At 72.7% G+C, this 11,989-nt stretch carries 9 protein-coding genes; 7 read left to right on the forward strand and 2 right to left on the reverse strand.

Going from position 1 to position 11,989, the window contains the following annotated elements; genetic code table 11:
* Positions 1-147 precede the first annotated feature (147 nt).
* Positions 148-1,557 carry a LysM peptidoglycan-binding domain-containing protein gene (locus ACTEI_RS10085; protein WP_122977412.1) on the forward strand — a complete coding sequence of 470 codons (1,410 nt, stop codon included), beginning with the start codon at positions 148-150 and terminating at the stop codon, positions 1,555-1,557.
* A gap of 203 nt (positions 1,558-1,760) precedes the next feature.
* Positions 1,761-3,272, forward strand: coding sequence for a family 43 glycosylhydrolase (locus ACTEI_RS10090; protein WP_122977413.1), 1,512 nt, complete (start codon positions 1,761-1,763; stop codon positions 3,270-3,272).
* A gap of 66 nt (positions 3,273-3,338) precedes the next feature.
* Here the strand turns inward: ACTEI_RS10090 and ACTEI_RS10095 are convergent, their stop codons facing one another.
* The gene (locus ACTEI_RS10095; RefSeq protein WP_122977414.1) at positions 3,339-4,952 is read right to left on the reverse strand and encodes a beta-1,3-glucanase family protein; all 1,614 of its coding nucleotides are present in this window, start codon (positions 4,950-4,952) and stop codon (positions 3,339-3,341) included.
* Between the two features lie 177 nt (positions 4,953-5,129).
* Positions 5,130-7,151: a hybrid sensor histidine kinase/response regulator gene (locus ACTEI_RS10100; protein ID WP_122977415.1), complete on the reverse strand. Its 2,022-nt coding sequence runs from the start codon at positions 7,149-7,151 to the stop codon at positions 5,130-5,132.
* A gap of 147 nt (positions 7,152-7,298) precedes the next feature.
* Between ACTEI_RS10100 and ACTEI_RS10105 the strand changes: the two genes are divergently transcribed.
* From ACTEI_RS10105 to ACTEI_RS10125, 5 genes are all read left to right on the forward strand, one after another.
* Complete coding sequence (locus ACTEI_RS10105) at positions 7,299-7,775, forward strand: cation:proton antiporter regulatory subunit (RefSeq protein WP_122977416.1); 477 nt, start codon at positions 7,299-7,301, stop codon at positions 7,773-7,775.
* Positions 7,776-7,778: 3 nt separating this feature from the next.
* Positions 7,779-8,972 (forward strand): cation:proton antiporter, encoded by a 1,194-nt coding sequence (locus ACTEI_RS10110; protein ID WP_122977417.1) that lies wholly within the window; start codon positions 7,779-7,781, stop codon positions 8,970-8,972.
* Positions 8,973-9,267: 295 nt separating this feature from the next.
* Positions 9,268-10,008, forward strand: coding sequence for a hypothetical protein (locus tag ACTEI_RS10115; protein ID WP_244940675.1), 741 nt, complete (start codon positions 9,268-9,270; stop codon positions 10,006-10,008).
* A 17-nt stretch (positions 10,009-10,025) separates the two neighbouring features.
* Positions 10,026-11,333, forward strand: coding sequence for a copper amine oxidase (locus ACTEI_RS10120; protein WP_239082328.1), 1,308 nt, complete (start codon positions 10,026-10,028; stop codon positions 11,331-11,333).
* Positions 11,334-11,395: 62 nt separating this feature from the next.
* A complete protein-coding gene (locus tag ACTEI_RS10125) occupies positions 11,396-11,977 on the forward strand; it encodes a DUF305 domain-containing protein (RefSeq protein ID WP_122977419.1) in 582 nt (193 codons plus the stop codon).
* Positions 11,978-11,989 lie beyond the last annotated feature (12 nt).

Here is an 11,989-nt window from a genome sequence, read left to right on the forward strand (position 1 = left end):
GAGAGCCCGAGTCCACACGCCTCGTGACGCCATCGGAACGGAGACGGCAGGGGGTGACGAGACGGGCAGAAAGTCGCCCCACGTTATCGCACACCGTGAATGTAGGGTGTCGGCGTCACGATCATCTCTGCGCGAGGAAGATGCCCTATGCACCGTCCAACGATCCGTCGCGGCGGCATTGTCCTGCTGGGACTGGTACTGGCCACGACGGTGGGCACGACCGCGGCGCCGGCGGTCGCGGCGGCCCCGGCCCGGCACGCGTCCGTGCTGCCGGCCAAGCGCGAGGAGATGAAGTGGTACCAGGTGCGCCACGAGTACCAGGGCGCGCCCGAGTTCCTCTACGAGATCGCCGCGCGCTTCCTCGGCGACGGCGAGCGGTGGCGGGAGATCTTCGCGCTCAACAAGGGCCGGATCCAGCCCGACGGCGGGAGCCTGACCGACCCGACCGTGATCACGCCCGGGTGGTACCTGTACCTGCCGGCGGACGCCAAGGGCGACGGGGTGCAGACCGGACCGCTGGTGGTGAACGCGCCCGGCGCCGCGGCGAGCGGCGCGCCCAGCGCCGCCGCGGCGGCCCCCGCCGCGCCCGCCAGCGGGAAGGAATCCGGCACGACGGCGCTCGTTCTGTGGATCGTGGCCGGCGTCCTGCTCCTGGCCAGCATCGTCGCCGGTGTCCTGTGGTTCCTGCGCCGCCGCCCGGTTGCCGCGGCGGGGCAGCCGGTCGCGCGCAAACCCGCCGCGCGCGGCGCCGCCGAGCCGGCCGTCGCCGCGCCGACGCGCACCTTCGACACCGCCGCCGCCTGGACCATCGATCGCGCGCTGCAGGTGCTGGTCACCGCCGCCGACGCGGGCGGGCGCCCGACGCCCCCGGTGTACGCCGTCTCGATCGACGAGAGCCGCATCTCGCTGCGCCTGGCCGCCCCGGACGAGGACCCGACCGAGCCGTGGGAGGCCCTGGAGCACGGCCGGATCTGGCAGGCCTCGCTGCGCGACCTGCAGGCGCTGCCGGCCAGCAACGACCTGCCCAGCCCGTGCCCGCGCCTGGTCACCCTGGGCACCACCGGGGGCGTACGGGAGCTGATCGATCTCGGCCAGGCCACCGGCATGATCAGTATCCAGGGTGACAAGGCCGCGGCCCGTGATCTGGTCGCGGCGTGGACCGAGGAGCTCAGCAGCAGCCCGTGGGCCGGCGGGGTGCAGGTCGTCGCCGGTGACATCCGCCCGCACCTGACCGGTGGCGAGCGGGTCAGCATCCGCGACGCGCTCTCGCTCGCCGAGGGGGACGGCTCGGACACCGCGTACACCCTGCGCGGCGGCAGCTCCGGCGGCAAGCGCACGCTCGGCGTGCTGATCCTCGGCTCCACCCCGGGCAGCCGCGAGCTGGAGCGGGCCCAGTCCCTGGTCAACCGGCCCGACGCGGCGTGGGTGGTGATCGTGCTCGGTCAGACCCGGTACGACCGCTGGCGGTTCACCGTCGACGCCGACGGCCGGCTCGACACCGGCGCGCTCGGCCTGACCGTCTACACCGGCAGCGCGCCGGCCCGCGCCGGCCGCTGACGCGCTCACCCCGCGGCGGCGCCGGGCCGCCGCGGGGACGGGCGCCCGTCCTCGCCGGGGCGGACGCCGGGTCCGCGGCGGGGTCCGGGGATTTTCCGGTACCGGGGCAACCTTTGCGGCGCGTGCGGCCACTGACCCAGTGCGTCCCCGCCCGTCGCCGGCCCGTTCGTCCCCGGACGCCGGCATCCCGGAAGGAACCCCCGATGTCCGTTCCCCGATTCGCGATACGACGCCGCGTGCGCGCGGCGGCGGTCGTGCTCCTGATGGCCGTCGCGGCCGTCACCGCGGTCACCCTCCGCCCGCCGCCCAGCGACGCGGCAGTCGCCTTCACCAACCCGGTCGCCGCCGCGCCGTACGGCGCCGACCCGTGGATGGGCTACGACAACGGCTACTACTACCTGGCCGCCACCACCTGGAACTCGCAGCTGGTGATCAAGAAGGCGAAGTCGGTCGCCGCGCTGCCCGGCGCCACCGCGTCGGTGGTGTACACCGGCACCGGCGCCACCAACTGCTGCAACATGTGGGCGCCCTCGCTGCACAAGCTCAGCGGCCCGAACGGCACCCGCTGGTACCTCTACTACAGCGCCGGCACCGCCGCGTGCTGTGACGGGCAGCGCTCCTTCGTGCTGGAGAGCGCCGGCACCGACCCGATGGGCCCCTACACCTACCGGGGGCAGCTGAACGTGCAGGCCGGCAACGGCTGGGCGATCGACGGCAGCGTCGCCACCATCGGCGGGAAGAACTATTTCCTCTACTCTTCCTGGGTCGGTGACCTGCAGAGCCTGTTCATCGCGCCGATGAGCAACCCGTGGACGGTGTCCGCGTACGGCACCCGGATCTCCTACCCCAGCTACGACTGGGAGAAGGCGGGCGGCAACATCGAGGAGGGCCCGTACGTCATCCAGCACAACGGGGCCACCTACCTGACCTTCTCGGCCAGCTCCTGCAACACCCCCGACTACAAGCTCGGGATGCTGACCCTGACCGGCGGCAACCCGCTGGCGGCGAGCTCGTGGACGAAGAAGAGCACCCCGATCTTCGGGCGCAGCGACGCGAACGGCGTCTACGGGCCGGGCCACCACTCGTTCTTCACCTCGCCGGACGGCAGCGAGACGTGGATGGCGTACCACGCGAACGAGACCACCGCGCAGGGCTGCGGCGCCACCCGGACCACCCGGATCAAGAAGGTGACCTGGAACGCCGACGGCAGCCCGGATCTGGGTACCCCGGACCGGCTCTCCGCCGCCCTGACCGCGCCGGCGGGCGACCCGGGCGGCACGGTCTCCTTCCCGGCCGGCGGTACGAGGTACCGGCTGGTCAACCAGGCCAGCGGCAAGGTCCTCGAGGCGCGCGACTGCGGCACCGCCAACGGCACCGCGATCCAACAGTGGTCCTCGCTCGGCAACGCCTGCCAGCAGTGGACGTTCACCCGGACGAGCAGCGGCTACTACCGCATCACCAACGTCAACAGCGGCACCGTGCTGGACTCGGTGAACTGCGGGGCCACCAACGGCACGGCGGTGAACCTGTGGGCCCCGCTCGGCAACGCCTGCCAGGAGTGGAGCCTCACCCCGATCGACGGCGGCCACCTGATCGCCAACCGCGGCAACGGCCTGGTCCTCGACGTCACCGACTGCGGCACGGCCGACGGTGTCGCGGTGCGCCAGTGGAGCTCGCTGGGCAACGCCTGCCAGCGGTGGAACATCACGGCCTGACCGCCGGACACCCCGGCCGGGGCGCTCGCGAGCGGCGAGCGCCCCGGCCGGGGGCGGTGCGGGTGCTCAGCCCTTGTGCCACTTCTGGTTCGCGCTGCCGGCACAGTCCCACAGCTGCAGGGCCGCGCCGTCGTTGCCGTTCCAGTCCTTGATGTCGATGCACTTGTTGGCCTGCGGGTTGACCAGGTCGCCCGCGGCCGAGAGCACGAACTGTTGTGCGGCGTTGCCGGAGCAGGTCGCGATCTGGATGGCCGTGCCGCTGGCGGTCGCGCCCCAGGCCACGTCCATGCACTTGTTGTTCTGGGTGCGCAGCGTCCCGCCGGTGAACGTCCACTTCTGGGCGGCCGAGTTGTTGCAGGTGTACATCTGCAGTTTGACGCCGTCGGCGAAGTTGGCGGCCGGCACGTCGATGCATTTGCCGTTCCAGTCGCTGATCACCGGGTTGCCGGTCGCGGTGGCCGGGGGCGTGGTCGGCGTGCTGCCGCCACCGCCGGTGAACGGGTCCAGGGTGATTCCGGCGGAGCTGGGCGCGCCGTCGTTGACCAGCGACTCGAACGCGCCGACGTCGTCGAAGGCGAACGCGTACGCCTTGCCGTCGACCATGTTGGCGTGCACGAACTTGGCGTACTGGTTGGTCGGGTTGTTCTTGTAGAACTGCGACGCGTCGGTGCTCGGCTGGGTGTCGACCGTGCCGAGGGTGCCGCGGTTGAGCGCGGCGCACAGGGTCCGCGCGATCGGACCGACCACCTGGTCGTTGGGCGCGGCCAGGTTGCCGTCACATCCCCAGACGTTCGCGGAGCTGGGCTTGTTGAACGTGGCCACCCGCTGCCCGCTCGCGTTGGTGAAGGTCATCACGGTGCCGGACGTGCGCCCGAAGTATCTGGTGTTCGGCTGGTCGGCGAACGGCACCACGGTCAGCGTCTTGCCGGTGTACGCGTTCCACGCGCTGGTGATGTAGGAGTCCAGGTACGTGGCGCTGAGCCCACCGGCGTCCGCGGCCTTGCCGGGCGCGAGGACCCGCAGGACCGTGCCGTCCGAGCGGGTGTGGACGGTGCCGCCCCAGCCGGCCGCCTTGACGCCGTTGATGACGTTGTCCCGCCCGTTGGCCACGATGGTGCCCGTCGAGCGGGTGCCGGCGCCACCGGTGACCGAGACGGTGTGCGGCACGGCGAACATGTCCACCTGGGAGCTGTTGAGCCACAGCCCGGCGTCGTTGTAGGTGAACTCGCTCCAGTCGAAGAGGATGTCCCGGTTGGCGTCGCCGCTGGACCACGGCGCCGGCTGCACCAGGCCGTCCGGGGTGAGGAAGAACTTCAGCTTCTGCCCGAACGAGAAGTAGACCCGCCCGGAGACGCCCTTGGGCAGCTGGATGGTGGTGCTGCCACCGGTGCCGGGTCCGGCGATCGCCACGTCGGGCGCCGGGCTCGGCGGGTTGGCGCCGGCCGGCCAGTTGGTGAACGTGCCGGCCGCGTTGACGTAGCCCAGCCGGCCGGTGCTCAGGTTGGTGCCCAGCACGTAGAGGTAGGTCGCCTCGGCGCGGCCGGTGTTGTTGGCGACCTTGAACGGCAGCAGCGCCGGGCCGGTCGCCGCGGACGCCGGCATGGTGGCCGCGTAGAGGCCGCCGGCGACGACGGCACTGAAGGCCGCCAGCAGCGAGATGAGTCTTCGGGGGGATCTCATCGAGTGTCCTCGATTCTCAAGACGGGGGAACCTTGATCGGCCGCGGCGGGGGATGGGGGGCCTCCGGCGAGCCGCGGCCACGCCACCTCATGCCCGAGGGCGAGAAGAGAGCGCTCTCACATGGTGGTTATCGGACACACTTGTGTCAAGAAGATCAATGATGTGAACCGGGTCGTGCTACCGCGCCGTGGGCGACGGCACGGCGCCGGTCAATGCCTCGTGCACCGTCGTCAACAGCATCCGGGCGCTGAACGGCTTGCAGATGAAGCGGGCGGTGCCGCCGCCGGGCGGCGCGGTGGCGGTGTAACCGGACATGAAGATCACCGGCAGGTCCGGCGCCACGTCGTGCAACCGCTCGGCGAGCTGGTACCCGGACGAGCGGGGCATGGTGACGTCGGTGAGCAGCGCGTCGACGTGCACGCCCGGCCGGTGGAACACCGCGCTCGCCTCGTCGGCCGAGCACGCCTCCAGGACCCGGTACCCGTGCCGGGTCAGCGTCCGGGCCACGGTCTGACGGACCGCGGACTCGTCCTCGACGAGCAGGATCGTCTCGGCGTGACCCTCCGGCGCGGCGCCCGCCGGGGCCGGGGCGTCCCGGTCCGCCGCCGCGATGGCGGGCAGGTAGAGGTTCACCGTGGTGCCCCGGCCCGGCTCGCTGTCCAGGGTGATGTGGCCGTTGGCCTGTGTGACGACGCCGTACGCGTTGGCCAGGCCCAGCCCGGTGCCCTGCCCGACGGGCTTGGTGGTGAAGAACGGCTCGAAGGCGTGACTGATCACCTCGGGCGACATGCCGGTGCCGGTGTCGGTGACGGCGATGTGGACGTAACGGCCGGCCGGCAGGGGTGGCGGCGGGGTCGCCGCGTCCGGCAGGGTGACCGCGCCGACGCTGATGCGCAACGACCCGCCGCCGGGCATGGCGGCCCGGGCGTTGACCGCGAGGTTGAGGATGACCTGCTCCAGGTCGCTCCGGTCGATCCGGACCGGGGCGAGGTGGTCGGCCAGCTGGCAGCTGAAGTCGATGTCCTCACCGATGGTGCGCCGGATCAGGTCCTCGATCCCACGGAGGGCGGCGGCCACGTCGATGGCCTGCGCCCGGCGTGGCTCCTGCCGCGCGAAGATCAGCAGCTGGCTGGTGAGATCCGCGCTGCGCTGGGCGCTGGCCCGGATCCGCTCGATGTCCGGCTGACTGGGATGGTCCGGGCCGAGGTCTTCGGCGACCAGCGCCGCGGTGCCCAGAATGGTCGCCAGGGCGTTGTTGAAGTCGTGCGCCACCCCACCGGCGAGGATTCCCAGCGCCTCCAGCCGCTCGGTCTCCTCCAGCTGGCGCATGAACCGCTCGCGCTCGCGCTGGGCGGCGTCCAGCGCCGCGCCGGCGCGCACGAACACCAGGTACAGGACGAGCAGCAGCAGCATGGTGGTCGCCGTGATGGCCAGCCCGCCGGCCGGCATCCGGCTGCCGGACGCCAGGATCGCCAGGATGCCGGCGAACAGCACCAGCGCCAGCACCGGCGCCAGGCGCCGACCGGCCAGCGCGCCGGGACCCGGGCCGCGGAACACCCGGGTGGGCGGCAGCTCCGGCCGGGCCAGCAGGAGACCGGCGGCCAGCACGACCAGGACGGCGTCGGTGCTGAGCGCCAGGCCGATCGTCGGCGAGGTCACGAAACTCAGGTCGTAGGCGCTGCCGAGGATCGCCAGCACGGTCACCAGCGCCGTGGCCGGCAGCAGCAGGCGCGCCGGCCGGGGCCCGTGGCGCGGGCCGGCGTCCAGCAGGGCCAGGGTCGTGCCGAGCGTCACGAAGGCCACCGCGGCGTACAGGCCGGGCTGCCCCGCGTTGCCGCCGGTGGACCACGCCCGCATCCGGTCCGGGAACAGCAGCAGGTCGATCCCGGTGCCGCGGCCGGCGCCGTACTCCACCAGCACGACCGCGCCGACCAGCGCCACCAGCCAGCCCAGCGCCTGCCCGGCGGCCCGGGGCGCGGTGCCGGCGGCGGGGCGCGGCGCGAGCAGCCACAGACTCGTTCCGGCCAGGACGAAGGTCACCGCGGTCAACGGCACCATGAACGGCCCGACCGGGACCGGGCGCACCAGCCACCGGATGCCGGCGGTGTAGCCGAGCAGCACCGCGACGCCGGCCGCCACCGTGCACGCGCCGGCGAGCCGCGCCGGATTCCGGGCCTGGGACAGGATGCCGGCCACCACCCTCCCATTGTCGAACGGCGGCGGCCGATGCCGGGGGCGATTCGGCTCATCCGCGTGCCGGGCCCGGCCCCGCCCAAGGGGTGATCCGGGCCGCGGCTCGGCGCGGTTCGGCCGGGGCCGGCGCGGTGGCTCGACGACGATGGACACATGGACGTGACCGAGGTTCTGCTGCCCGGGGTCGGCGTGCGCTACGAGTTCACCACGAGCGCCGGGGACCGGCTCGGCATCGTCACCGCGCGCAGCGGCGACGTGGACGTGGTGGCGTACACCGCCGACCCCGATGTGGCCGTGCCGCTGTTCCGGCTGACCCGGGACGAGGCGGACACCGTCGCCGACATCCTGGGCGCGCTGCGGATCGCCGAGCGGTTCGCCGACCTGACCCGGGAGATTCCCGGCCTCGGCGCCGGCCAGATACCGGTCCCGGCCGGCTCGCCGTTCGCCGGCCGGCCGTTGGGCGAGACCCGGGCACGGACGCGGACCGGGGCGTCGATCGTGGCGATCGTCCGCAACGACCACGTGATCGCCTCTCCGGGGCCGGGCCAGGTGATGCGGCCCGGCGACGTGCTGGTGGTCATCGGCACCCATGACGGCATCGCGGGTGTCGAGCGCATCCTGCGCGGATGAGCCGTGCACACCTCGGTAGCGCTGCTGGTGGAGCTGGGTGTCGTGCTGGCGGCGCTGAGCTTCCTCGGCGCGGCGGCCCGGCGCTTCGGCTTCTCGCCGATCCCGTTGTACCTGCTGGCCGGGTTGGCGCTCGGCCCGGGCGGCGTCGCCCCGGTGCCGGCGGCCGGCGAGTTCATCCGGACCGGCGCGACCATCGGCGTGGTCCTGCTGCTGCTCACCCTGGGGCTGGAGTTCTCGGTCGAGGAACTGTCCGTCAGCCTGCGCCGCCACCTGCCCTCGGCCGGTGTGGACATGGTGCTGAACGCGGTACCGGGGGCGCTGACCGGCCGGCTGCTGGGCCTGGACTGGACCGGGAGTCTCGCGCTGGCCGGCATCACCTGGATCTCCTCGTCCGGGATCATCGCGCGACTGCTCACCGACCTGCGCCGCCTGGGCAACCGGGAGACCCCGGCGGTGCTGTCCGTGCTGGTGCTGGAGGACGTCGCGACGGCGGGCTTCCTGCCGTTGCTCGCGGTGCTGGCGTCCGGCGGCGCCTGGTGGCAGGCCGTGCTCGGGATGTCCCTCGGCGTCGCGGTGGTGGTGCTCGCCTTCATCGCCTCGCGCCGGCTGCGCGGGCCGCTCGCCCGGCTGCTCGACACCGCCGACACCGAGCAGATGCTGTTGCGGGTGCTGAGCCTGACACTGATCGTGGCCGGAGTCACCGAACTGCTCGAAGCGTCCGCCGCGGTCGGCGCGTTCCTGCTGGGACTGGCGCTGACCGGGCAGGTCGCCGACCGTACGCGTGCGGTCATCGGTCCCCTGCGCGACCTGTTCGCGGCGGCGTTCTTCCTGGCCGTGGGCCTCTCGGTGCACCCGGCCGACCTGGTGCCGATGCTGCCGGCGGCGCTCGCCCTCGCCGCGGTGACCGGCTGCACGAAGATCGCCACCGGTTGGTACGCCGCGGGCCGGGACGGCGCGGGGCCCCAGGGCCGGCTGCGGGCCGGGACCGCGCTGATCACCCGCGGCGAGTTCTCGCTGGTGATCGCCAGCCTGATCGGGACGGCTGGCCACGGCTCGCTCGGTCCGCTGACCGCGGCCTACGTCATCGTGCTCGCGGTGGCCGGGCCGGTCGCCACCCGGCTGATCGACCGGCCGGCGGCGGGAGCGGCCACGGCCGCCCGGGCGCGCCCGGAGCAGGCCGGCGGCGGACGCGGCTGACGGCGCGACGGGGCGTGGTCGTGCCCCCGGCCGGCGCCGTGCCACGTCGAGCGGGCGGACCGGCGCCGAGCCGCCGGATATCGATGGTAATAAAATAGACATGCGTCGACCATTCCTGATTCGATGAATGTCTTGGAACAAATCTCACCCTTTTCGCGACCGCCGCATTATCGAGATGACCAGGCACATTGGAGTGAGCTCGCGGATGCTCCCGGCCGAGACCCGGGACCACCTCACATGAATTTCACTCGCCTCTCACCATTCTTCACGGCGCACTGCCAAGCGACCGGGAGGAATGCGGACAGTGGATCGTTACCGAAAATGGGGCTGGGGCCTCGGCATCGCGACCGTCAGCGCGGTGACCGCCTTCGGGCTCGCCTCGTGGCAGGCGAATGCCGCACCCAGCGCGCCGGCCACCCCCGGTGCGACAGCCGACCAGCCCCGGGTCTCGCACCCCAGCCCGGTGCCCGAGGCCGCCGCCGGAACCGGCAGCGACCCGCTGACCGGCACCGAGGTCGACCGGGCGCGCGGGATCGCGCTCACCCCGGAACTGGCCGCGACCGCCCGGGACGTGACCGGCCAGCCCGGCCCGGAGTACCTGGCCGCCGAGCTGGACGCCGAGGGCACCGGCCGGGAGGCCGAACTGTACTTCTACGACTACCGGACCGAGAAGCTGTACAAGCAGGTCGTCGACGTCCGGACCGGAAAGCTCGTCAAGTCCTACTCCGCGACCGGGATGCAGCCACCGGCGTCCGAGCGGGAGGCCAAGGTCGCCCTGGACCTGCTGCTCGCCGATCCGCTGGGCGCGAACTTCCGCGAGGCGTACCGCAAGGCCACCGGGCAGCAGCTGGGCGGCGCCGACGGGCTCGTCCCCACCGCGCACGTCTACACGGCGAAGCCCGCTGACCAGGGTGCCGGCCAGTGCGGCGCGAGCCGCTGCGTGCAACTGATCGTGAAGACCGCCGACGGGCACTTCATCAACGTCACCGATCTCGTCATCGACCTGTCCGGGCGCACGGTCGCCCGCCTCAAGTGAGCGGAGATTCCCGCAGCATGACGTACCGAAAAACCGCCGGCGCCGTCGCGCTCCTGACGTCGGCCGTGCTGAGCGTGACCGCGCCCGCCGCCGCCCAGGCGGCCCCGGCGGCGACGCCCTGCGGCGCGTCGGCGATGGTCAAGGAGACCCTGCCCAACGGGACCACCTGGCAGCTCTGCTGGCGCATCAACGACAAGGCCGGGCTGGTGCTCGACCACGTCTTCGTCGCCTCCAAGCGCTATCCCGAGCCGGTGCAGGTGCTCGACTCGATCCGGCTGGCGCAGCTCAACGTGCCCTACGACACCGGTGACACCGAGTACGACGACCTCACCGCCATCGGCCTCGGCGGCTACGGCCTGGAGAGCCTGACCGGCGACGACTGCAAGGGCGGCTCGGTGCGCCGCGGCTCCGACGGCGGCAGCGACCCGCAGCAGCGCGACGTGCTCTGCGTCAGCGCGGAGCCGCGCGGCCTGGCCTACCGGCTGCACGAGCAGGAGTGGAACGACGAGACCGAGGAGCCCACGGACACAGTCTACTCCCGGCAGGGACACGACCTGGTCCTGCGCGCGATCAGCAAGCTCGGCTGGTACGAGTACGTGACCGAGTACCGGCTGCACGACGACGGGCAGATCTCGGCGCGGCTGGGGGCGACCGGCGACCTGGCGCCGAGCGAGTACTCGACCGCGGACAACGGATGGCCGGTCGGCAAGGCCGCCAAGGACTACGCGACCATGCACTACCACAACGCGTTCTGGCGGGTGGACTTCAACATCGCCGGCCAGGGCGGTGAGAAGGTCGAGCAGTTCGACACGGCGACGGCCGGGCGCGGCAGCGTGACCGCGGCGCTCAAGACCACGCGCCGGACGATCGCCACCGAGGGCACGTTCGCCAAGGCCAACCAGCGCTTCTGGCGGCTGGTCAGCCCGACCGCCAAGAACGCCGACGGGCACCAGCGCTCCTACGAGCTGGTGCCCGGGCCGAGCGACCGGTACGAGGGACACCCGGAGACCAAGCCGGACGTGACCTTCAGCCAGAAGAACCCGTGCGAGAAGTGGGCCAGCGCCAACGCCGCGGACCCGGAGTGCCCGCTGGACACCGTGACGGTCGTCGACTTCGTCAAGAACAAGGAGAAGCTGACCGACCCGGTGATGTGGGTCCGGGTGGGCTTCCACCACGTGCCGCGCGACGAGGACCAGAGCCCGATGCCGATGCACTGGCAGGGCTTCGACCTGGTGCCGCGGGACTTCACCGGGATGAACCCGCTGACCCCGGACGGCCGTGCGGCCGTGAACGGCAACCCCGGCGACGACGGCTCGCAGGGCTGAACGACGAGCCGGCCCGGTCATCCGTGACCGGGCCGGTCCGATTCCGCGCGAAGGGACTCCCGTTGACCATCCGCCGCCTCGCCGCCGCGCTCGTGCTCGCCCTCGCCGCCGTGGCCGTCCTCGCGCTGCGTACCGGCGACCGCGTGCGCGACCGGCCGGACCAGCAGGTCGCCTCGGAGTCCGGGGCGACGCCGTCCGCGGCCGACGTGCACTACGCGCGGATGATGGTGACGCACCACGAGCAGGCGGTGCGGATGAGCCGCACGCTGATCGCCAAGGGCGCGGTCCCGGAGCGGATCCGCCTGATCGCCGAGTTCATCATCCACGACCAGCAACGCGAGATCGACCGGACGAACGACTGGCTGGCCGCCTGGAGCCAGCCGCCCGCGGCCCCGGCCGGCGGCGGCGCGGAGCACGGCATGTTGACCGCGGCGCAGCTGGCCGAGCTGGACCGGGCCGACGCGGGCCCGGCCCCGGCGGTGTTCCTGCGGCTGATGATCGAGCATCACCGGGGCGCCATCGCCATGTCCCGGTCGCTGCTGGACCGCCCCGGCGGCAACGCCTACCTGCGCAGCCTCGCCAAGCACGTGATCAACGAGCAGACCGCGGAGAACGACGCGATGGCGGCGCTGCTGCGGGCGTGACCGGACCGGCCC

The sequence above is a fragment of the Actinoplanes teichomyceticus ATCC 31121 genome (genome assembly GCF_003711105.1).
Classification (GTDB): Bacteria; Actinomycetota; Actinomycetes; order Mycobacteriales; family Micromonosporaceae; genus Actinoplanes; species Actinoplanes teichomyceticus.